Below are 19968 nucleotides of genomic sequence, written 5' to 3'. Positions count from 1 at the left end.
CGAACGTCACGGGTGGCTGAAATTCAGATGTTAGCGACGGATAAATGTATCCGCCTGACGCCCCGACACTTTGCGGCAGTGCACCAGCGCATCGCGGATCATGAAGTTCACCAGGGTCGGCGAAACGCCGAGTTCCTTGGCAATATCCTTTTGCGGTACTCCGTGCAGCCGGTACATCTCGAAAGCGTAGCGGGTACGGCTCGGCAGTTCCGTCAGCGCGTCGGCAATGTGCTCAAGGGTCGAGAAATTGATGTGCGAGGTTTCGGGTGACGCACCTTGAATCATCACGTTCAAACCTTCCTCTTCAGGGCCGGAATACTTCTGCTCCAACGCCTGTTTGCGGTAGTGGTCGATCGCCAGGTTGCGCACGATCTGGAACAGATAGCTGAGTTGGGCCTTGAATGAAGTCGTGATCGGCGGCGCTGATTGCAACCGGAAAAACGCATCCTGCACGACGTCTTCAGCACGTGACCTGCAACCGGTGATGCGAGCGGCAATCTTGACCAGTATCAGTCGATTCTCGACGAAGGCCTGAAGTAGCGGTGAGTCGCACCTGCTTGTGAATACTTGTTCCGTCATGGAAATCACCTTGCTGCCAATAGGTTGGTGGGACGGCACGCAGACTTGAGCCGTCCGACACATTGAGCAATAAGCTAGGCTTGATGATAATGATTGTCAATTGAGAAGAAGAATTGATACTGAGACTGGGTGCGACGTGCGAACACCGGCATGCGGTGCCCTCGTTTGCAGCCACTGGCCTGTCAGCGCCTATTTCGGCGCAATGCAGTACGTGCCGCAAAACGTGCCATGCCGTCGGACTGGCGCACCAGTGGGTTCACTTCGGCCCGAGGATTTTCGCCAGTTTGTCCGGCGAAGGCGCACCTTGCTGTTGTTGCAGTTCACCCTTGTCGTCCATATAGAAAATCGCTGGCGTGGCCTGCAACTCCAGGTCTTCCATCAACTGCATGTTCGCCGCCAGTTTTGCCTGAATCGCTGGAGGGACTTCTTTCAGCGCTTTGAGTGAGCTGTCCTTGCCAGCCTTTTCGTGTTCTTCCAGCGCTTTGCCCGGGTCTTTGGCCGCCAGCAGTGCAGCCGATTTACCCGGGCTGTCTTCGCGAATGATGCCGACCATGATGTGGCGCAATTGCACCTTGCCAGCCTTGACCCACGGCCGCGCCTGCTCCCAGAAGACGTTGCAGTAAGGGCAGTTCGGATCGCTGAACAGGTAGACGACACGCGGGGCATCTTTTTTGCCGTCGCCGATCCAGTTACTGGCTTCCATCTTGCCCCAGACCTCCTTCGACATCGGTGCGTAGACCAGCTTCTGCAACGGCGCGGAGGTCAGGTCGTTGCCGTCAGCATCGTAGAGATTGCCGAGCAACACATGCTTGCCATCCGGGGTCAGGTACAGCGCCATGCCACGGTTTTGGTATTGCGCCGCATAACCGCGCAAGCCGTCAGGCGCGTCGAACTGGCCGACGATTTTCGCACCCTTGGCTTCGATCTTCTTGATCGCTTCAGGCAGTTCTTCGGCGGCCTGTACCGACGGCAGGTGCAGCAGGGCTGCGCCCAGGGTGAGCGTCAGCAGGTGGCGGAGGCGTGGCATGGCAGTTTCCTTGAAGGGGTGGACGGTGTGGCAGAAGGAGGGGTGTCGAAGTTTTCCAGGGCACGGGCCAGGCTGGCTTGCGAGAGTTCGCCCAAATGGCTGCCCAGCAGGCGACCGTCATTGCTATAGAACAGCGTAGTCGGCAATGCCATGGAACCCACGGCTTGGCCCAGGCGACCGCTGCCATCGAACAACACGTTGCTCAGGCTCAGGCCCTGGGTTTCCAGGAACGTGCTGACGCTTTGCATGCTTTCAGCCTGATTGACGAACAGGAAGGTCAAGTCCGGGCGTTGCTGCTGGGCGTTTTCCAGCACCGGCATTTCCCGACGGCAGGGCGGGCACCAGGTCGCCCAGAGATTGATCACCAGCGGGCCACCCTTGTAATCGGCCAGTTGCACCGTTTCGCCGGCGGCATTGCGCAAGGAGATTTCAGGCAGGCGCGTGCCTTGTTCGTAAATGCTCAGGGAGAACGTTGCCAGCAGCCAGAACGCCAGGCCGCTGCCTACGCCAAAGCCCAGCGGCCGGCGTAAACCCGGACGGCGCCAGCCGCGATACAGGCTGGCAAGCAGCAGCACAATCACGCCAGGCCAGGCCAGGAAACCACCGTCGCGCAGGTCGATGATCTGCCACGGATCGTTGCGATAGTGTGCCCAATACACCGCCACGAAACTGACCCTGGCCGCCAGCATGCCGATCAGGAACAGGCTGAACAGCACCGACTCGGGATTATCGCCACCGCGCTTGGCCACCCGCCAGCCGACAAACGTTGCCAGCGCCAGAGCACTGATCAGCAGCAGGTGGTTAAGCGCGATGGCAAAGGTGCCGAGGGTGAAAGTCAGCATTAACGGGCGTCTCGGGTAGTGGTCCAGCGTTGCAGGAAGGTGTCGGCATCGACCTCGCCGGTGATGCGCTGGCTGCGACGCTCTTCGCCGTCGGCGCCGATCCACAGGAAACTCGGTGGCCCCGGCACTTTATAACGGCCGAGCAGTTCGCGGCTGGCGGCATTGTCGGCGGTGACGTCGAGCCGGAGCAAGCGCACATCGCTCAACGCTTGCATCACGTGGGCTTTACCGAAGACCTGTTTTTCCATGACTTTGCAGGAGGTGCACCAGTCGGCGTAGTAATCGAGCAGCACCCATTGGCCCTGCGCCCGCGCCGCGTCCAGTTCCTGTTGCAGCGCATTGGGGTCTTTGATCGTAGTGAATGCCTCGTGGCCGGTCGATGTAGAGGCACTCGCCGTGTTGGAGCCGCGATAGACCTGCAGCGGTTGAAACAGGTCATCGCTGCCACCTGCAGCGCCGATCATCAGCAGGCTGCCCCACAAACCGAGCAGCAATGAACCGGCGCCGAACACCTGCGCCGTTCGACCAAAACCACCGGACTGGCGCCAGGCGCTGTAAGCGGCAATCAACAGCAGCGCGCCGCACAAACCGATCCAGAGCGATTGATCCAGTACCGGGCGCAACATCAGCAGTGCAGTGGCGAGGAACAGGAAACCAAACACGCCTTTGAGCAGGTTCATCCAGGCGCCCGGTTTGGGCAGGAAGCGGTTGCCGATCGTCACCAGCAACAGCAGTGGCACACCGATGCCGATGCCCATGGCAAACAGAATCAGTCCGCCATGCAGTGCATTACCACTTTGCGCGATATAGAGCAGGGCGCCGGCCAACGGCGCGGTCATGCACGGCCCCACCAGCAGACCAGACAAGGCGCCCAGTGCACCGGCACCGACCAGACTGCCGCCACGCTGATTGCGTGAAACATTTTCCAGGCGGTCGCGCACGGCCACCGGCAGTTGCAGTTCGAAGAAACCGAACATCGGCAATGCCAGCAACACGAACACCGCCGCGAAACTGCCCAGCAGCCACGGGTTTTGCAGCAACGCTTGCACGTTCGCACCGAGCAGTGCGGCCAATACGCCCATCGCCGCATACACCAGCGCCATGCTGACCACATAGCTGCCCGCCAGGGCAAAACCACGTTTAGAGGTGGCGCCGCTGCCCACAATCAAACCAGCCAGGATAGGCAGCATCGGCAACGAGCAAGGGGTGAACGCCAGCAACAGCCCCAAACCGAAAAACACCAGCAAACTCCAGCCCAGTGCCCGCTGTTGCAGGTCGCTGGCCAAGGCTTGATCCGGTGCTTCGTTTGCGGCAACCGTGACGTTGCCGCCCAAATCCACCACCTGCGTTTGCGGCGGGTAACACAAGCCTGCATAGGCACAGCCCTGGAAACCGACTTTGATCTGACCGGTCGCGCCGGCCGGGATCTTCAGTTCCAGGCCCTGGCGGTAAACCTGTTGTTCGCCAAAGAACTCATCACTGTGCGCTTCGCCTTCAGGTAGCACGGGGTGCTGCTCAGCAGGCAAGCCGTCGAATTTGAGGCGCTTCTGATAAAGGTAATAACCGTCCGTGATCTGCCAATAGAGCTGGGTCTCACCCGTCTCAAGGCGTTCAGAGGTGAAAGCGAACGCCTTTTCCACCGGCAGAAATTCAGGTTTGGTATCGAACGGATTGGTCCCTGCCTGGGCCAGACCCGAGATCAAGAGGACAAAAAATAGAAACAGACGACGCATGGGTAAGCCTTATCCCTGTGCAGGTGAGGTGCACAATGGGAGGTGGCGATTAACCAGTGATTAACCGTGCCGGCCTTGTTGTCATGGTGCTTGCGGCATAATGTCCGCTTAATCGGCCAACGGCTTAATCACCTTTTTTCTGCGGGGCTCCCATGCACGTACTGGTTTGTGAAGACGATGAGCTGATTGCCAGCGGCATTGTTGCCGGGCTCACCGCACAGGGCCTGACGGTCGAGCACGTCGCCACCGCGTCGTCGGCGCGAGCGATGCTCAAGGTCGCGGAGTTTGACGTCATGGTGCTCGACCTCGGTCTTCCCGATGAGGATGGCCTCAAGCTGCTACAACAGCTGCGTCACAATGGCCTGGAGATTCCGGTGCTGATTCTCACCGCGCGCGATTCAGTAATGGATCGCGTCGATGGCTTGCAAGCCGGTGCGGATGATTACCTGCTTAAACCTTTCGATCTGCGTGAGCTTGCCGCGCGCCTGCACACCTTGTTGCGACGCGTGGCGGGGCGCAGTGTCAACTTGATCGAGCACGGTCGCCTGACGTACGACCCCAGCAGTCGCGAAACCTTGCTCGGCGGTCAACCGGTGGACCTGTCGCGCCGCGAGCAGGCGTTATTGCAGGCCTTGCTGCATAACCGCGGGCGCGTGCTCTCCACCGAGCAACTCAAGGACAGCGTCTACGGTTTCAACGACGAACTGGAAAGTAACGCCCTCAACGTGCACATCCATCACCTGCGGCGCAAACTCGGCAACGGCATCGTCGAAACCGTGCGCGGCCTGGGCTATCGCCTGGGGCCGGCTGATGGCGGAGAACAGTCGAAGTGATGAGCCTGCGTTTGCGCCTGAGCCTGACTCTTGGCGCCGCTTTTGCCTTGATCTGGGCCCTGGCGGCAGCCTGGATGCTCAGCGACTTGCGTAACCAAATGATGTTTTCCCTCGACCAGCGGCTGGTGGCTTCAGCGCGGATGGTCGCCGGGTTGCTGGAACAATTGCCGGCATTGCCGAGCAAAGGCGAGGGCACCCATTTCAGTGCGGAACAACTGAACATTCCTGGTGGCATGGCCTGTCAGGTCAGTTCATTGCGTGGGGAAATTCTCGCTCGCAGTCACAGCGATCCCGAACAAAAACTGGAAGCCGAGAAAATGGGTTTCCACGATCAGATGATTGATGGTGCGCCGTGGCGCAGTTTCACGTTGGCCCGGGGTGACCTGCGCATTACCACGGCCGACCGGCAAATCGAGCGCGAGGCATTGAACATGTCGATTCTGCTGGCGGCGTCGGTGCCTGTCGGGGTGGCGTTGCTCGGTTGTCTGTGCCTGTTGTGGCTCGGTATCGGACAAGGTCTGGCGCCGCTCAACCGGATGCGCGATGCCTTGATGCGCCGCAGCGCCGACTCCCTTGAACCCTTGCAGATCCAGCCGCTGCCGAGTGAACTGCAACCGCTGCTGGAAACCCAGAATCAGCTGTTGCAGCGCATCGGCAAGACCATCGAGCGCGAAAGACGCCTGACCGGCGACGCGGCGCACGAACTGCGCAGCCCGCTGACCGCCATCAAGACCCACCTGCAAGTGGCGCGCATGACCGACGGCGCGTCTCGGGATCAATCACTTGCCCGGGCCGAAGAGGGCGCTGACCGCATGCACCGCACCCTTGAACAATTGCTGTTGCTGGCGCGGGTCGAGGGCAGCCTGTCGTTTGACGACGGTGTGCAGTGCAGCGCCGAGCAAGTGGCGAAACTGGCGATTCAGGATGCGGCCAGCGGTGATCACCAACGCATCAGACTGCAGATGCCGAGCACATTCTCCACTGCGCCGGTGCAGATGCCCGCCGTGTTGTCGATTGCTGCGTTGCGCAACCTGCTCGATAACGCCTTGCGCCACACCCCTGGGGATGGGGCGGTGGAGTTGAGCCTGGAAACCACCGGCAACCGTGTGCGTTTTCTGGTTCGCGACCATGGCCCGGGTATCGCCGAAGAGGACTTGCAACACCTGACCCAACGCTTCTGGCGCAACGGTCAGAGCACCGGTTGCGGGTTGGGGCTGGCCATTGTCCAGGCGATAGTCCAGCGTTGCGGCTGCACGTTGCATTTCAACAGTCAGCCGGACGGGTTGCGGGTTGAGCTGACCATGCCGTTGCAGTCCATCTGAGTCGCATGGGTTCCATGTTGCGCGTAAAAAAAGCCCGCTGAACCGGTGGCCCGTCAGCGGGTTTTTTCAGGTCTGAAATGTGTGTTGACGGTGAGGCCTCTTTCGCGAAGGGGCCAGAAGTGGCAACAACGATCTCAACCCTGCTGGAACATCTCCTTCGCCCGCTGCTCAATCTGTTGCTGAGTCAGGTCTTCCTTGCGCGTGGCCAGGAACCAAAGGTGCCCATACGGATCTTTCAACGTCCCGGAGCGGTCGCCGTAAAACTGATCCTTGACCTCGGACACCACCGTGCCGCCCGCGTCAATCGCCTGTTTATAGGACTTGTCCACGTCCGTCACATACAGATGCAGGCCCACCGACGGTGACTTGTCCGGGTTGCTCAATGGACCCTGGTCGCAAGGTGTGCCGAGCATGACCGGGCAGTCGCCGATCCGCAGTTCGGCATGCCCGATCCCGCCGTCCGGCATGGCCAGGCGCATGACTTCTATGGCACCGAAGGCCTTCTTGTAGAACTCGATGGCTTCGGCGGCTTTTTGAATGCCCAGGTACGGGGTGATGCTGTGATAACCCTCTGGAATGGGTTTGACGCTCATGATGGATCTCCCTGTTTGTTGTTGTGGGTGAAAAGGTGTCCTGTGCCGATTTCCGACCGGATAAATATAGGTCACTCCCTTGTTGGCATCCGCGTACCCGACGAGCAGCAACACTGTTCAGCCATCAACAGCGAAGCAGCAGATTGCTGGGCTGCGTGACGCCAGGACTTGAAAAACCCCGTCAACTGCCCGAAAACATTGGCGCGGGACCTCGGCACAGAAGCTGCAATGGCTCTGATAAACACTGCTGCCCGGAAGCCCACATGCCCGAATCTGCCGTTTATCCGATTAACCCGCCGGCTGCCCATCGGATCGCCGATGACGCCGAAGCCTTGCGCGTCGCCGAGCGCGTTGCCGCTGTATTGTTGGAGCAGGACGCCGAACGCGACCGCACCCGACAGGTGCCCGCCGAGATCGTCGATCTGTATTCCAACAGTGGACTGTGGGGTATCAGCGTGCCGAAGGCATTTGGTGGTGCTCAGGTGTCCTGTGCGGTGCTGGCGCAGGTCATCGCGATCATCTCGGCTGCCGATCCTTCTCTGGGGCAGATCCCGCAAAACCACTATTGCCTGCTCGAAGACATCCGCCTGCAAGGCACACCCGAACAGCAGGCGCATTTTTTCGAGCTGGCGCTGCAAGGGCATCGCTTTGCCAATGCCTTGTCGGAAACCGGCGGCAAAAACGTGCAGGACATCCAGGCGACGATCCGCCGCTATGGCGATGTTCATGTGATCAACGGGCGCAAGGGTTATTGCACCGGTTCGCTCTATGCTCACTGGCTGGCGGTGCTGGCGCTGGATGAAGAACAGAAGGGCCAGTTGGCCTTCGTCGAACGCGGATCAAAAGGGCTGGTGATCGTCGATGACTGGGACAGCATCGGTCAGCGCACAACGTCCAGCGGCACCGTGCTCGCCGAAGACTTGCACGTGTCGGCGTTCAATCTGTTCCCGACCTATCGGTCCTATGAAACGCCAACGCTGGCCGGCCCCTTCGCGCAATTGACCACGGCGGCCATCGACGCCGGCATTGCCCGTGCGGCACTGCGTGACACCATTGCTTTCGTTCAGCAATACGCTCGGCCGTGGATCGACGCGGGCGTGGAGAAGGCCAGTGAAGATCCGCTGACCATCATTCAGATCGGTGGCCTGGAGATCCGCCTGGAAGCCGCCGAAGCCTTGCTGGAGCGGGCAGGGCGAGCGCTGGATGCGGCGCGTCCGGCGCCCGATGAAGACAACGTCGCCCAAGCCTCCCTGGCGGTGGCCAAGGCCAAAGTGCTGACCACCGAAATCGCCATCGAAACCAGCAATAAACTCTTCGAGCTCGGTGGCACCCGCTCGACCTTGAAGAAGCACAATTTCGACCGGCACTGGCGCAACGCCCGGGTCCATACCCTGCACGATCCGGTGCGCTGGAAGTACCACGTCGTTGGCAACTGGCTACTCAACGGCGTGAAACCGCCGCGCCACGACTGGTCGTGATTGATGGCCGAGTTGCTGAAAAATATCTATTGGGCCGACATCGCCCAGGCCTGCCTCGACACCCTGAGCATGCTCGGTGCGGCGCTGGGGTTCACCGTGCTGCTGGGGTTGCCGTTGGGGGTGGTGCTGTTTCTGACCGGCAAGCGCCAGTTGCATGAAGCGGTCGGCGTTTACCGTGTGCTGTCGGTGGTCGTGAATATGCTGCGTTCGCTGCCGTTCATCATTTTGCTGATCGTGTTGATTCCCCTGACCACACTGCTGGTCGGCACCTCGCTCGGTGTGCCGGGGACCATTCCGCCACTGGTGGTCGGCTGCACGCCGTTTTTTGCACGGCTGGTGGAAACCGCGTTGCGCGAAGTGGATCGCGGTGTCGTGGAAGCGACCCAGGCGATGGGCGCGAATACGTGGCAGATCATCCGCCACACCTTGTTGCCCGAAGCACGGGGAGGGCTGTTGGCGGCGGTCACCGTGACTGCGATCGTGCTGGTCGATTACACGGCGATGGCCGGTGTGATTGGCGGTGGCGGACTGGGCGATCTGGCGATTCGTTACGGTTATCAGCGTTTTCAGACTGACGTCATGGTGGTCACGGTGGTGCTGTTGCTGATTCTGGTTCAGGCCCTGCAAATGACCGGCGACCGACTGGTGGCGCGTTACAGCCGACGTTAAATATTCGATCCAAAAAAATACAACAGGCCCCACGTCCACCCCACGACGGCCACTTAATCTGTCTAGGAGCAAAGCATGAAAAAGACCCTGGCCATTCTGGCTGCCTTAGTGTCGTTGAGCGCTCACGCCAACGAAAAACTCATCGTCGGCGCGACCCCGGTGCCGCACGCGGAAATCCTCGAGTTCACCAAACCGACCCTGGCCAAGGAAGGCGTGGACCTGGACATCAAAGTCTTCACCGATTTTATCCAGCCCAACCAGCAATTGGCCCTGAAGAACCTCGACGCCAACTATTACCAGTACCGCCCGTTTCTCGATGATTACAACAAGACTCGCCACACCGATCTGGTGCCGGTCGTCGGCGTGCACATTGAACCGTTCGGTGCCTACTCGACCAAAATCAAAAACATCGCCGAGCTCAAGGATGGCGCCACCGTGTCGATCCCCAACGACCCGGTGAACACCGGCCGTGCGCTGGTGCTGTTGCACGAAGCCGGGCTGATCAAACTCAAGGACCCGAGCAACACCTTGGCCACCCAGCGGGACATTATCGAAAACCCCAAACACCTGAAGATTCGTGAGCTGGAAGGCGCATTGCTGGCGCGCTCGGTGAGTCAGGTCGACCTGGCCTTTGTCTTCGCCAACTACGCACTTGAAGCGGGGATCGACACCAACAGCGCGTTGATCGTCGAGAAGGGACAGAGCTTGTACATCGAGTTTCTGGTGGCGCGGCCAGACAACATCAATGATCCTGGATTGCAGAAACTGGCAAAAGCATTGAATTCGGATGAAGTGCGGCAGTTCATCTTGACCCGCTATAAAGGGCAAATTGCGCCGGGGTTCTAAACACTCGCCGACCAGAAGGTCGCCTTCGCGAACAAGTTCACCACTGTACCTGTGGGAGCGGGCTTGCCCGCGAAGGCCGCGTCGCTATTTCGGTTCTGCAGCGGATTCCAGTAGCTGCGCTCCCGGCCCACGCTCCCCCAGCACATCGCCAAAATTGCGCAGTGGACACGCCTCCATCGACAGACACCCACACCCGATGCAGCCATTGAGCTTGTCGCGCAGCAACATCAACTGATTGATCCGCGCGTCCAGATCCCGGCTCCACTGCGCTGACAACGCCTTCCAGTCTGCCGCCGTCGGCGCCCGGTTATCCGGCAACGATTTCAGCGCCTCACCGATCTCCACCAATGGAATTCCCAGACGCTGGGCCACTTTGATCAACGCCACCCGCCGCAACACTTCTCGTGGATAGCGCCGCTGATTGCCCTGATTGCGGTTGCTTTTGATCAAACCCTTGGACTCATAAAAGTGCAGCGCCGTGACCGCCACACCGCTGCGGGCGGCCAGTTGGCCGACGGTGAGTTCTTTATGCAGATTTTCCGGGGTGATCATTTGAACATTGCCTGTTGACCTCTAGTTAGCTAGAGGTTTTACCCTGCAGGCCTTCGGATCGCAACAATCGGTTTACACATGAAGGGGACTGTTCATGCAATTGTCAGCAAACAACCGCGGCTTCACCCAATTGATCGAATTCGAGATCGAGCCCCATCGGCAACCGGCGCTGGTGACGGCCCTGTCCCTGCAGACCGAGCGCCTGGCCCGGGATTTCAGTGGCTTCTTGAGTGCGAGTATCCAGGCCAGCGATGATGGCCGGCGGGTACTCAACTACTTGCAATGGCAAACGCGCGAAGCCGGAGAAGCCGCATTTCGCAGCTTTGAACGGGGTGAGCAGGATTTCTGGGGTTTGATCCGCGCCCACCAGGCGAAAACCGTGACGTTCGGTTCGTTCCAGGTGCTGCACAGCTTGGCGCTTGGCCCCGATGATGCGCTGCACTGCAATCTGGTGGGCTAAATCGACAACTGCATCACGCGCTCGCCCTGGACATTCTGCGTGGCCCGACGCTTGTTGACTGCCAGTTCGCCGATTTTGATCAGCCGCGTGCGGGTTACGTTACGGCTCAGACCCAGCAGGGCAGCGGTGTGCACCTGGTTGTAATGACAGAAGCGATAGGCTGCGCGCAACAACGCATCTTCGACTTTTTCATGCAGCGCACCGGCCTGTTCTGCGAAGAGTTTTTGAAAGGCCTGATTCAGCATGGCTTCCGGTGAATCATCGGTGCCGACGTGTTGGTCATCCTGACGCTCGATGCGCATGTTGGACAGGCGCAGGTCATCGCGTTCAATCACGCCGTTACGGCAGATCAACAGCGTGTGGTGAATAACGTTTTCCAGCTCTCGGATGTTGCCCGGCCAACTGTAGCCTCGCAGTTTCAGTTCGGCTTCTTTGCTGAGGGTGATGCTGCCGTAACCCAAGCGTTGACTGTAGACCTGGATGAAATGCCGGGTCAGCGGCAGGATGTCGCCGGGGCGTTCGCGCAACGGGCTGAGGTCCAGGCTGACCACGTCGAGTCGGTAATAAAGGTCCTCGCGAAAATGCCCGGCGTTGATGGCCTTTTCCAATTGCACGTTAGTCGCCGCCACTACGCGCACATCGATGGGAATGCTCTTGCGCGAGCCGAGTCGGACCACTTCACGCTCCTGCAGCACCCGCAGCAGCTTGACCTGGATCGCCATTGGCAGGTCGCCAATTTCATCGAGAAACAGCGTGCCGCCGTGGGCCTCCTCGAACCAGCCGGCCTTGGCGTTCAGCGCGCCGGTGAATGCACCTTTTTCGTGACCGAACAATTCGGCCTCAACCAGCGATTCGGAAAATGCGCCGCAATTCACCGCCACGAAGGGCCGGTTGCGTCGGGTACTCAGGTTGTGGATGTGCCGCGCCACCAACTCCTTGCCAGTGCCGGTTTCGCCACTGATCAGTACGCTGGCTTCGCTGGGCGCGACCTGCTGCACATGGGCAAGCAAGGCTTGGGATTTCGGATCTTCGAACACCTGCGCGGTGGCGCGGATCGAGGTCGCCAGCGCGGGTGAGGGCGGCAAGGTCAGCAGTTGCATGGGGGTCGCTCCATGAGGAAATGGCTATGAAAACAAGTCCTGACTCAGCCTCTCGTTTGAAAGACATGGGACGGGGGCCAGTCGGCAGTGGGTGAGGCGCTGGAGGTGTTATAAAGAGAGTCTTTTATTTCGTAAAAGAACATAAATAAATATTTATAGATCTTTTGGAGATATGCCGGTTGAGAGCAGAACGACGTTTGCCAAAGTCGATAGCCACTATCGAGAGCGTTGATTTCTGCCCCTGAAGCCGTGCGGGTAGCCTGTGTTCATTGCCCCGAACCCAGATGCCAGGACGCTAACAATGAACACTCTCACCGCCACTTTCCTGCTGCTCGCGCTCTCTGTTCTCGCCGGTTGTGCCAGCCATGTGTCTCCGGAATTGCGGCCATATACCGCCGAAGAATCCAAGGAACTGGCGCTTGAGGAATTGAACCGTCGTGGTCTGTCTTTTGAGGAGTACCACGCCAGGAAAGCCGCCTTGCTCGGGCAGCCGCAAAAATCCTTTGGTTTCGATAAACAAGGCGAGATGAACGCCGAGCGTGCTGTACAGCTTCACGGTCGACCAAGCTGATCAAGAACTGTACCGCTCGAAGTTTTCCGTAACTGTCCGTGGGTTTCCCGCAAGGCGTGCGATAGGGTCTTAACACCCGATTGACCCTTATGGACTGCCGCTCATGACGCTTTCACTCGATCTGCTGATGGGCCTGGCCCTGTTTGCGCTTGTCACCTCGATTACTCCCGGCCCCAACAACACCATGTTGCTGGCATCGGGTGTGAACTTCGGCTTTAACCGCACCATCCCGCACATGTTGGGCGTCACCTGTGGTTTCTTTGTCCTGGTGGTCGCCGTCGGGTTCGGCCTCGGCGCCGTGTTTCAAACCTATCCTTTGCTCTACACCGTGTTGCGCTACGTCGGCGCGGCGTATTTGCTTTATCTGGCATGGAAAATCGCCCATTCAGGTCCGGTCTCCGAGAGCGAGAACGGCGAAAGCAAACCCATCACTTACCTGGGCGCAGCGGCGTTCCAATGGGTCAATCCCAAGGCGTGGATCATGGCCATCGGTGCCATCAGTACCTACACGCCGATGCAGGGCTATTTCACCAATGTGATCATCATTGCGGCGGTGTTTGCCGTGATCAACCTGCCGAGCGTTGGTATCTGGGCCGGGTGCGGCACGTTGTTACGCAATGTGTTGAAGGACCGCCGCTGGTTGCGCCTGTTCAATTGGGGCATGGCCCTGCTGTTGGTGGCTTCTCTGTATCCGTTAATTCTTGAAAGCTTTAGCTGACGCATTGCTTCATCCGGTTGCCCGATGCCTGTTAAGCTCGACTTCAGGAGCGTTCCTACGCACTTTTAAATGAAGTTGTTCTTCTTTAACGGCTTCCGATCAGGTATTTCTAACGTGCTGAAGTATCGGCGCAGCTCACAAGGCTGCGCTTTGACGTTTCCGTTATGAGCTTCCTGATCCCGGAACACGCTCTGCGAGTCTTTTATGAATAAACGTCCGTTGTATTTCGACTACGCCGCCACCACGCCGGTGGATGAGCGGGTCATCAAGGTCATGGTCGAGTGTCTGGGTTTTACCGGCAACTTCGGCAACCCGGCGTCCAGCTCCCATGCTTATGGCCAGCAGGCTCGGCGGTCGGTGGACCACGCACGGCAGCAGGTCGCCGAACTGGTGGGCGCTACCGCTGACCAGATCGTCTGGACCTCCGGCGCCACCGAATCGAACAACCTCGCGCTCAAGGGCGTGGCCCCGGCACACGGCGTCAGTGGCGGGCACCTCATTACCAGCCAGATCGAACACAAGGCGATTCTCGACACGGCCAAACAGTTACAGGACGCCGGTGTGGCGGTGACGTATCTGGTGCCAGACACCGACGGTTTGATCACGGCGCAAGCGGTCAGCGAAGCGATGCGCGAAGACACCTTCCTGGTGTCGCTGATGCTGGTCAACAACGAACTGGGTACGCTCAATGACATCGCGGCCATCGGCGAAGTCGTGCGCGCCCGCGATGCGCTGTTTCACGTTGACGCGGCTCAAGGTGCAGGGAAAGTGGCCATCGATCTGGCCCGCCTGCCCGTGGATTTGATGTCGTTTTCCGCCCACAAAATCTACGGCCCCAAAGGCATCGGCGCGCTGTACGTCGGCCCGCGCGCGCAGCCACGCTTGCAGGCGCAGATTCACGGCGGCGGTCACGAGGGCGGTTTACGTTCCGGCACCCTCGCGACTCATCAGATCGCAGCGATGGGTGTGGCCTTCGCCTTGGCTGGCGCTGCGTTCGATGAAGAGAAAGCCACGATCGTCCGGTTGCGGGAGCGCTTGCTTGAGCAACTGCTGAGCCTTCCCGGCGTTCGTCTCAATGGCAGCCCGACCCAACGCATTCCCCATACTCTGAGCCTGACCTTCAGCGAAGGCGAGTTCAACTCCACGGCATTGAGCCATTCGATCGCATTTTCCGCGACATCGGCCTGCAACTCTGCCAGCAACGTTCCATCCCATGTGTTGCTGGCCCTGGGGCATGACGCCCGCTCGGCGAGCCGCACGATTCGCTTGAGTCTCGGGCGGTTCACCACCGAGCAAGACATCGACCAAGCGGTGCACCTGATCAAAGCCGCCTGCGCCAGTGCCCCGGCATTCTGGCAGTAGCGCCTTAAAGCGCCGACTCAGATCGGCACTCAACAATAAGCTGAAGTGATTAGCAGGAGACATGATGAGTACGCAGCCTTCGATCAATGGATCGGTGCCCCAGCGCCTGGCGCAAACCCGCGAACTGATGAGCCGCGAAGGCATTCATGCCTTGCTGGTGCCGTCGGCCGATCCGCACCTCTCGGAATACTTGCCAGGCTACTGGCAGGGACGGCAGTGGTTGTCGGGCTTCCATGGCTCGGTCGGCACACTGATCGTGACGCCGGACTTTGCTGGCGTCTGGGCCGACAGCCGTTATTGGGAGCAAGCGACCAAGGAGCTCAAAGGCAGCGGCATCGAGTTGGTCAAGCTGCAGCCGGGCCAGCCAGGCCCGCTGGACTGGCTGGCCGAGCAAACCCCAGAAGGTGGCGTCGTCGCGGTGGACGGTGCGGTCATGGCCGTGGCCTCGGCGCGAACGCTGGGTGGCAAGCTCGAAGAGCGTGGCGCCCGCCTGCGTACCGATATCGATTTGTTGAGCGAAGTCTGGAGCGATCGCCCGACGTTGCCGAACGAGCCGATCTATCAACATTTGCCACCGCAAGCGACGGTCAGCCGTGGCGAAAAGCTCGCGAAGGTGCGCGAGGTAATGAAAGATCGAGGCGCTGACTGGCATTTTGTCGCCACCCTCGATGACATCGCCTGGTTGTTCAACCTGCGCGGCGCAGACGTGTCGTTCAACCCGGTCTTCGTGTCCTTCGCCCTGGTCAGCCAGGAGCAGGCAACCCTGTTCGTGGCACTGAGCAAAGTCGATGCCGAGCTGCGTGCGGTACTGGAACAAGACGGTGTGATCCTGCGTGATTACAGCGAAGTGGACGCTGCCTTGCGCGCCGTTCCGAGCGGCACGAGCCTGCTGGTAGACCCGGCGCGTGTCACCGCCGGTTTGCTGGGCAACCTCGATGCCGGCGTAAAACTGGTCGAAGGCCTGAACCCGACCACGCTGGCCAAATCGCAGAAAAGCCTGGCCGATGCCGAGCACATTCGCCAGGCCATGGAGCAGGACGGTGCCGCCCTCTGTGAATTCTTCGCGTGGCTGGACTCGGCCTTGGGTCGTGAACGCATCACCGAGCTGACCATCGACGAGCACCTCACTGCCGCGCGTACCCGACGTCCCGATTACGTGTCGCTGAGCTTCAATACCATCGCCGCGTTCAACGCCAATGGCGCGATGCCGCATTACCACGCGACCGAAGAAGAGCACGCGGTGATCGAGGGTGACGGCCTGTTGCTGATCGACTCCGGCGGTCAGTACCTGGGTGGCACTACCGATATCACGCGAATGGTGCCGGTGGGGACTCCGACAGATGAGCAGAAGCGCGACTGCACGCGAGTACTTAAAGGTGTGATTGCACTGTCCCGCGCGCAATTCCCCAAAGGGATCTTGTCGCCGCTGCTGGATGCCATCGCACGCGCTCCAATCTGGGCAGAAAACGTCGACTACGGTCACGGCACTGGCCATGGCGTTGGCTATTTCCTCAATGTTCACGAAGGCCCGCAGGTCATCGCCTATCAGGCCGCTGCTGCGCCGCAAACCGCGATGCAGCCGGGCATGATCACTTCCATCGAGCCGGGCACTTACCGTCCGGGGCGTTGGGGCGTGCGGATCGAGAACCTGGTGCTGAACCGTGAGGCGGGCAAAAGCGAGTTCGGAGAGTTCCTCAAGTTCGAAACCCTGACGCTATGCCCGATTGACACCCGCTGTCTGGAGCCGTCGCTGCTGACTCTGGAAGAGAAGCAGTGGTTCAACGCTTACCACGCCGAGGTGCGCGAACGCTTGAGTCCATTGCTCGATGGCGCCGCCCTTGAGTGGTTGAACACCCGCACCGCGGCTATTTGACGGGTTGGAGGTCAGGCGCTTGGTCGAGCGCCTGGCTCATGTAGTCGACAAATGCTTTAACCCTGGCGGATTGGCGACGATTCGCCGGGGACACTGCATGAATCGGCAGTGACTGCGTCGTGTAGTCTTGCAAAATGGCTTTCACCCGGCCGGCCTTCAGATCCTCACTGAACAGCCAGACTGGCGACAACGCAATCCCCAATCCCCCCAGCACCATCTCGCGGATCGCCTCGGAGTTGTTGCTTTGCGCGTTACCCTTGATGCGTACTTCGTGTTGCCGGGCGCCTCTTTTGTAAATCCATAGGTTTTGACTGTTCAGCAAGTTGAATTGCAGGCAGTTGTGCGCGCCGAGGTCTTCCGGGGTTTGGGGCTGGCCGAATTGCTTGAGGTACTCAGGCGCTGCAACGGTTATCCGGTGGGTGGTGCCGATGTGGCGTGCGAGCAGACCGCTGTCGCTCAGCTCACCGATTCTGAATGTCACGTCCAGCCCTTCACTGACCAGGTCCTGGTTTTGATCGCTGAGTTGCAGGTCAATTTGAACCTGAGGGTGCGTTTTTAGAAAGTCGGGGAGGCGCGGTGCAATCTGCAGGCGCCCGAAACTCACGGATGAGCCGATTTTCAAGTTGCCGGAAATGGATTCGCGTCCTGATTGAAAACGATGTTCTGCCGCGTCCACCGCTGCAAGGATTTGGCGACATTCGTCGTAGTACCTCTGACCTTCATCCGTCAGTGACAGTTGACGGGTGCTGCGGCTAATCAGCTTTGTGCCGAGTTTGGTTTCGAGCGCTTTTAAAATTTTGCTGATGGTCGGCTGGCTGGTCTGCATCTCCCGGGCGACGGCCGAAAAGCTGCCGCGTTCGACGACACGGACGAAGGTTGCCATTGCGTTGAGTGTGTCCACGGGAGTTCTCATTGATGCCAAATGGGCATACGTACTATAGCTATATGGTGTCTTATCGGCATGAGTGATCTGGACGAAGATGAATCCCGCACACACACTTCTGACGGGAATCTGCGAAATGACTGACTCACTTGAAATGCGCGCTCTGATTGTTGACTCGGCCAATGGGCCTTTACGCTTGGTTTCCCTGTCGCGGCCCGTGCCGGGAGTGGGTCAGGTGCTGATCAGGATCAAGGCCAGCGGGGTGAACCCTTTGGATGGAAAGATTCGTGCGGGGCAAGCTGCTCATGCGCGTCAGCCGTTACCGGCCGTATTGGGCATGGATTTAGCGGGGACAGTTGAGGCGCTGGGAGAGGGCGTCAGTGGATGGATGCCTGGTGATGAAGTCTTCGCGATGGCGACCGGTATCGGTGGCGCGCAGGGTTCCCTGGCGGAGTTCGCGGTGGTCGATTCGCGGCTTCTGGCACGCAAACCGGGCAACTTGAGTATGCGCGAGGCCGCAGGGCTGCCTTTGGTATTGATCACCGCGTGGGAAGGGCTAGTTGATCGGGCTCGGGTGCGGGCCGGTCAGAAGGTGCTGATCCATGGCGGCGGCGGCGGTGTCGGACATGTGGCTGTGCAAATTGCCCGGGCGTTCGGTTCTGACGTGTTCGCAACCGGTTCAGCGGGGCAGCGGGCAACTATCGAAAGTTTCGGTGCAACGTTTATTGATTACCGCGCGTCTTCGGTTGAAAGCTATGTGGCTGAATTCACGGCCGGGGAGGGCTTCGATATCGTCTATGACACGGTGGGTGGCGCGGTGCTGGATGACTCGTTCAAGGCCGTTCGGGTTTATGAGGGGCATGTAGTGAGCTGTCTGGGTTGGGGGCAGCACAGCCTTGCGCCGCTCTCGTTTCGTGGGGCGAGTTATTCCGGGGTGTTTACGCTATTGCCGTTGCTGACGGGGAAGGGACTTGAACGTCATGGCCAGATTCTTAATGAAGCGGCGCGGTTGATTGAGGCGGGTCAGTTGAAGCCGTTGCTCGATTCTCGGCAGTTCACGCTGGAAACTGCCGAGGCTGCTCATGAACTGCTCGTTTCGGGAGCAGCGAAGGGGCGGTTAGTGATCGAGATTTAACTCAGGGCTTCAATCACGAAGTCCAACCGATCCTGGCCGAAGAACAGCTGATCGCCGACGAACATACTCGGTGCGCCGAATACACCGCGCTGTATGGCTTTCTCGGTATTGTCCTTGAGAGCGGCTTTGACCTCCTCATCGGCCGTCAGGGCGAGCACTGTTTGCGGGTCAAAACCGTTTTGAGTCAACACGGCGGCAACGGTGGCAGGATCATCAAGGCTACGGCCTTCGACCCAGAGGGCAGTGAACAGGCAGTCGATAAACGCCGGGAAACGTTCGGGCTGACGTAACTGAATTCCAGTCACTGCGCGCATGAGCATCAGTGTGTTGATGGGGAAGTGCGGATTGAATTTCAGTGGTACACCGTAACGTTTTGCGTAGCGGTCGAGATCTTGAAACATATAACGACCCTTGGCCGGGATGGTCGCCGGTGAAGCGTTGCCGGTGGCTTTGAACACGCCGCCCAGCAGCATTGGCTTGTAAATCAGTTGGCTGTCGGTTTGTTCGCAGATTTTCGGTAGCTGGGTATAAGCCAGGTAGGTGGCTGGGCTGCCGAGGTCGAAAAAGAACTCCACGGTTTTGCTCATGGTCGGTGCACTCTGTTTATTGTTGTAGGGGAGGGCTTACCAGCGTTCGCTCCAGGGGCGTAAATCCAGCTCGAATGTCCAGGAGTCCCGTGGCTGGCTGTGCAGATACCAATAGTTTTCGGCGATGTGCTCGGGGTTAAGAATGCCGTCTTCGTCCTTGGTTGCGTACTTTTCCGGAAAGCTCTCACGGATGAAGTCAGTATCGATGGCGCCGTCGACAACGACGTGAGCAACGTGAATATTCATCGGGCCGAGTTCTCGCGCCATGCTTTGCGCCAAGGCACGAATACCATGTTTGGCACCAGCGAACGCAGCAAAGCCCGCAGCACCGCGCATGCCTGCTGTAGCCCCGGTGAACAGGATCGTGCCCCGCTGACGCTTGGCCATGCGCTTGGCGACTTCGCGAGCATTGAGAAAACCTGAGAAACAGGCCATTTCCCAAATCTTGAAATACTTGCGGGCGGTTTCTTCAAGAATGCTGCAGGGCACGTTGGCGCCGATATTGAAGACAAATGCTTCGATGGGCCCGATCTGGCTTTCGATTTGTTCGACTAGCGCGATTACATCTTCCTCCTTGCGTGCGTCGCAGGCAAAGCCATGGGCATCTCCGCCATCAGCTTTGATGGCATCGACCAATGGCTGAAGTTTGTCTGCGCTGCGCCGGGTGACACAGGCGACGAAGCCTTCCTGTGCAAAACGCTTGGCAATGGCGCCGCCGGTAGCATCACCAGCGCCGACAACCAGTACGACTTTCTTATTATTCATAGGTGGCCCCTTTGATAAACGATCGTTAACTAAACGAACG

General features: G+C 59.3%; 21 protein-coding genes. 11 read left to right on the top strand and 10 right to left on the bottom strand.

All coding sequences use genetic code 11. The features are described 5' to 3' along the window. Positions 1-30: 30 nt before the first annotated feature. The 4 genes from LOY55_RS21565 to dsbD form a co-directional block, all read right to left on the bottom strand. A complete protein-coding gene (locus tag LOY55_RS21565) occupies positions 31-579 on the bottom strand; it encodes an RNA polymerase factor sigma-70 (RefSeq protein WP_077431677.1) in 549 nt (182 codons plus the stop codon). Positions 580-835: 256 nt separating this feature from the next. After that, complete coding sequence (gene dsbG / locus LOY55_RS21560; protein ID WP_223522799.1) at positions 836-1606, bottom strand: thiol:disulfide interchange protein DsbG; 771 nt, start codon at positions 1604-1606, stop codon at positions 836-838. Then, complete coding sequence (locus LOY55_RS21555) at positions 1582-2448, bottom strand: TlpA disulfide reductase family protein (protein WP_077431679.1); 867 nt, start codon at positions 2446-2448, stop codon at positions 1582-1584. The genes dsbG and LOY55_RS21555 overlap by 25 nt, the downstream gene beginning before the upstream one ends. Next, positions 2448-4181, bottom strand: a complete 1734-nt coding sequence (gene dsbD, locus LOY55_RS21550; RefSeq protein ID WP_258666627.1) for a protein-disulfide reductase DsbD — start codon at positions 4179-4181, stop codon at positions 2448-2450. The genes LOY55_RS21555 and dsbD overlap by 1 nt, the downstream gene beginning before the upstream one ends. Positions 4182-4333: 152 nt before the next feature. On the opposite strand from dsbD, the gene LOY55_RS21545 reads away from it, so the two are divergent. Both LOY55_RS21545 and LOY55_RS21540 read left to right on the top strand, forming a co-directional pair. After that, the gene (locus LOY55_RS21545) at positions 4334-5014 is read left to right on the top strand and encodes a response regulator (RefSeq protein WP_046032361.1); all 681 of its coding nucleotides are present in this window, start codon (positions 4334-4336) and stop codon (positions 5012-5014) included. Further along, positions 5011-6336 carry an ATP-binding protein gene (locus tag LOY55_RS21540; protein WP_223522801.1) on the top strand — a complete coding sequence of 442 codons (1326 nt, stop codon included), beginning with the start codon at positions 5011-5013 and terminating at the stop codon, positions 6334-6336. Before LOY55_RS21545 ends, LOY55_RS21540 begins: the two co-directional genes overlap by 4 nt. Before the next feature lie 134 nt (positions 6337-6470). On the opposite strand, the gene LOY55_RS21535 is transcribed toward LOY55_RS21540, so the two are convergent. Next, a complete protein-coding gene (locus tag LOY55_RS21535) occupies positions 6471-6929 on the bottom strand; it encodes a VOC family protein (protein ID WP_223522803.1) in 459 nt (152 codons plus the stop codon). A gap of 263 nt (positions 6930-7192) precedes the next feature. Between LOY55_RS21535 and LOY55_RS21530 the strand changes: the two genes are divergently transcribed. The 3 genes from LOY55_RS21530 to LOY55_RS21520 all read left to right on the top strand — a co-directional run bounded on the left by LOY55_RS21530 (position 7193) and on the right by LOY55_RS21520 (position 9922). Next, on the top strand, positions 7193-8407 hold the full coding sequence (locus LOY55_RS21530; protein ID WP_223522805.1) for an SfnB family sulfur acquisition oxidoreductase: 1215 nt from the start codon (positions 7193-7195) through the stop codon (positions 8405-8407). 3 nt (positions 8408-8410) lie between these two features. Next, entirely contained in the window at positions 8411-9076 is a 666-nt protein-coding gene (locus tag LOY55_RS21525) for a methionine ABC transporter permease (RefSeq protein WP_046032358.1), read from the top strand. A 75-nt stretch (positions 9077-9151) separates the two neighbouring features. After that, a complete protein-coding gene (locus tag LOY55_RS21520) occupies positions 9152-9922 on the top strand; it encodes a MetQ/NlpA family ABC transporter substrate-binding protein (RefSeq protein ID WP_223522807.1) in 771 nt (256 codons plus the stop codon). Positions 9923-10006: 84 nt separating this feature from the next. Here LOY55_RS21520 and soxR read toward each other — a convergent pair whose 3' ends face one another. Beyond that, complete coding sequence (soxR, locus tag LOY55_RS21515; protein WP_109787096.1) at positions 10007-10474, bottom strand: redox-sensitive transcriptional activator SoxR; 468 nt, start codon at positions 10472-10474, stop codon at positions 10007-10009. A 94-nt stretch (positions 10475-10568) separates the two neighbouring features. Here soxR and LOY55_RS21510 point away from each other — a divergent pair, with 94 nt between their 5' ends. After that, positions 10569-10934, top strand: coding sequence for an antibiotic biosynthesis monooxygenase (locus LOY55_RS21510; protein ID WP_077431683.1), 366 nt, complete (start codon positions 10569-10571; stop codon positions 10932-10934). On the opposite strand, the gene LOY55_RS21505 is transcribed toward LOY55_RS21510, so the two are convergent. Further along, on the bottom strand, positions 10931-12034 hold the full coding sequence (locus tag LOY55_RS21505) for a sigma-54-dependent Fis family transcriptional regulator (protein WP_223522809.1): 1104 nt from the start codon (positions 12032-12034) through the stop codon (positions 10931-10933). The two genes, LOY55_RS21510 and LOY55_RS21505, sit on opposite strands and share 4 nt — an antisense overlap. A gap of 301 nt (positions 12035-12335) precedes the next feature. Here LOY55_RS21505 and LOY55_RS21500 point away from each other — a divergent pair, with 301 nt between their 5' ends. The 4 genes from LOY55_RS21500 to LOY55_RS21485 all read left to right on the top strand — a co-directional run bounded on the left by LOY55_RS21500 (position 12336) and on the right by LOY55_RS21485 (position 16558). Continuing rightward, on the top strand, positions 12336-12605 hold the full coding sequence (locus tag LOY55_RS21500) for a hypothetical protein (RefSeq protein ID WP_077431685.1): 270 nt from the start codon (positions 12336-12338) through the stop codon (positions 12603-12605). 103 nt (positions 12606-12708) lie between these two features. After that, complete coding sequence (locus LOY55_RS21495) at positions 12709-13323, top strand: LysE family translocator (protein WP_223522811.1); 615 nt, start codon at positions 12709-12711, stop codon at positions 13321-13323. 204 nt (positions 13324-13527) lie between these two features. After that, entirely contained in the window at positions 13528-14685 is a 1158-nt protein-coding gene (locus LOY55_RS21490; protein ID WP_223522813.1) for a cysteine desulfurase family protein, read from the top strand. A 64-nt stretch (positions 14686-14749) separates the two neighbouring features. Then, positions 14750-16558, top strand: coding sequence for an aminopeptidase P family protein (locus LOY55_RS21485; protein ID WP_223522815.1), 1809 nt, complete (start codon positions 14750-14752; stop codon positions 16556-16558). On the opposite strand, the gene LOY55_RS21480 is transcribed toward LOY55_RS21485, so the two are convergent. Beyond that, positions 16551-17471: a LysR family transcriptional regulator gene (locus LOY55_RS21480; RefSeq protein WP_177412269.1), complete on the bottom strand. Its 921-nt coding sequence runs from the start codon at positions 17469-17471 to the stop codon at positions 16551-16553. The genes LOY55_RS21485 and LOY55_RS21480 overlap by 8 nt on opposite strands. Before the next feature lie 106 nt (positions 17472-17577). Between LOY55_RS21480 and LOY55_RS21475 the strand changes: the two genes are divergently transcribed. Further along, positions 17578-18576: a zinc-dependent alcohol dehydrogenase family protein gene (locus tag LOY55_RS21475; RefSeq protein ID WP_109787090.1), complete on the top strand. Its 999-nt coding sequence runs from the start codon at positions 17578-17580 to the stop codon at positions 18574-18576. Here LOY55_RS21475 and LOY55_RS21470 read toward each other — a convergent pair. After that, a complete protein-coding gene (locus LOY55_RS21470) occupies positions 18573-19163 on the bottom strand; it encodes a 2-hydroxychromene-2-carboxylate isomerase (RefSeq protein ID WP_046032347.1) in 591 nt (196 codons plus the stop codon). The two genes, LOY55_RS21475 and LOY55_RS21470, sit on opposite strands and share 4 nt — an antisense overlap. Before the next feature lie 36 nt (positions 19164-19199). Next, complete coding sequence (locus LOY55_RS21465) at positions 19200-19928, bottom strand: SDR family oxidoreductase (protein ID WP_046032346.1); 729 nt, start codon at positions 19926-19928, stop codon at positions 19200-19202. Positions 19929-19968: the final 40 nt, after the last annotated feature.

Source organism: Pseudomonas sp. B21-040 (assembly GCF_024748695.1).
GTDB lineage: Bacteria > Pseudomonadota > Gammaproteobacteria > Pseudomonadales > Pseudomonadaceae > Aquipseudomonas.
The sequence above is the reverse complement of the archived record's forward strand: the minus strand, read 5'-3'. Positions and strand labels throughout refer to the sequence as shown.

Coding starts and splice junctions, on each gene's coding strand:
- LOY55_RS21565 (WP_077431677.1), bottom strand. CDS start 579: ATGACGGAACAAGTATTCACAAGCAGGTGCGACTCACCGCTACTTCAG.
- LOY55_RS21470 (WP_046032347.1), bottom strand. CDS start 19,163: ATGAGCAAAACCGTGGAGTTCTTTTTCGACCTCGGCAGCCCAGCCACC.
- LOY55_RS21480 (WP_177412269.1), bottom strand. CDS start 17,471: ATGAGAACTCCCGTGGACACACTCAACGCAATGGCAACCTTCGTCCGT.
- LOY55_RS21525 (WP_046032358.1), top strand. CDS start 8,411: ATGGCCGAGTTGCTGAAAAATATCTATTGGGCCGACATCGCCCAGGCC.
- LOY55_RS21485 (WP_223522815.1), top strand. CDS start 14,750: ATGAGTACGCAGCCTTCGATCAATGGATCGGTGCCCCAGCGCCTGGCG.
- LOY55_RS21545 (WP_046032361.1), top strand. CDS start 4,334: ATGCACGTACTGGTTTGTGAAGACGATGAGCTGATTGCCAGCGGCATT.
- LOY55_RS21520 (WP_223522807.1), top strand. CDS start 9,152: ATGAAAAAGACCCTGGCCATTCTGGCTGCCTTAGTGTCGTTGAGCGCT.
- LOY55_RS21510 (WP_077431683.1), top strand. CDS start 10,569: ATGCAATTGTCAGCAAACAACCGCGGCTTCACCCAATTGATCGAATTC.
- LOY55_RS21500 (WP_077431685.1), top strand. CDS start 12,336: ATGAACACTCTCACCGCCACTTTCCTGCTGCTCGCGCTCTCTGTTCTC.
- dsbD (WP_258666627.1), bottom strand. CDS start 4,181: ATGCGTCGTCTGTTTCTATTTTTTGTCCTCTTGATCTCGGGTCTGGCC.
- LOY55_RS21555 (WP_077431679.1), bottom strand. CDS start 2,448: ATGCTGACTTTCACCCTCGGCACCTTTGCCATCGCGCTTAACCACCTG.
- LOY55_RS21475 (WP_109787090.1), top strand. CDS start 17,578: ATGACTGACTCACTTGAAATGCGCGCTCTGATTGTTGACTCGGCCAAT.
- LOY55_RS21530 (WP_223522805.1), top strand. CDS start 7,193: ATGCCCGAATCTGCCGTTTATCCGATTAACCCGCCGGCTGCCCATCGG.
- soxR (WP_109787096.1), bottom strand. CDS start 10,474: ATGATCACCCCGGAAAATCTGCATAAAGAACTCACCGTCGGCCAACTG.
- LOY55_RS21490 (WP_223522813.1), top strand. CDS start 13,528: ATGAATAAACGTCCGTTGTATTTCGACTACGCCGCCACCACGCCGGTG.
- LOY55_RS21535 (WP_223522803.1), bottom strand. CDS start 6,929: ATGAGCGTCAAACCCATTCCAGAGGGTTATCACAGCATCACCCCGTAC.
- LOY55_RS21495 (WP_223522811.1), top strand. CDS start 12,709: ATGACGCTTTCACTCGATCTGCTGATGGGCCTGGCCCTGTTTGCGCTT.
- dsbG (WP_223522799.1), bottom strand. CDS start 1,606: ATGCCACGCCTCCGCCACCTGCTGACGCTCACCCTGGGCGCAGCCCTG.
- LOY55_RS21505 (WP_223522809.1), bottom strand. CDS start 12,034: ATGCAACTGCTGACCTTGCCGCCCTCACCCGCGCTGGCGACCTCGATC.
- LOY55_RS21465 (WP_046032346.1), bottom strand. CDS start 19,928: ATGAATAATAAGAAAGTCGTACTGGTTGTCGGCGCTGGTGATGCTACC.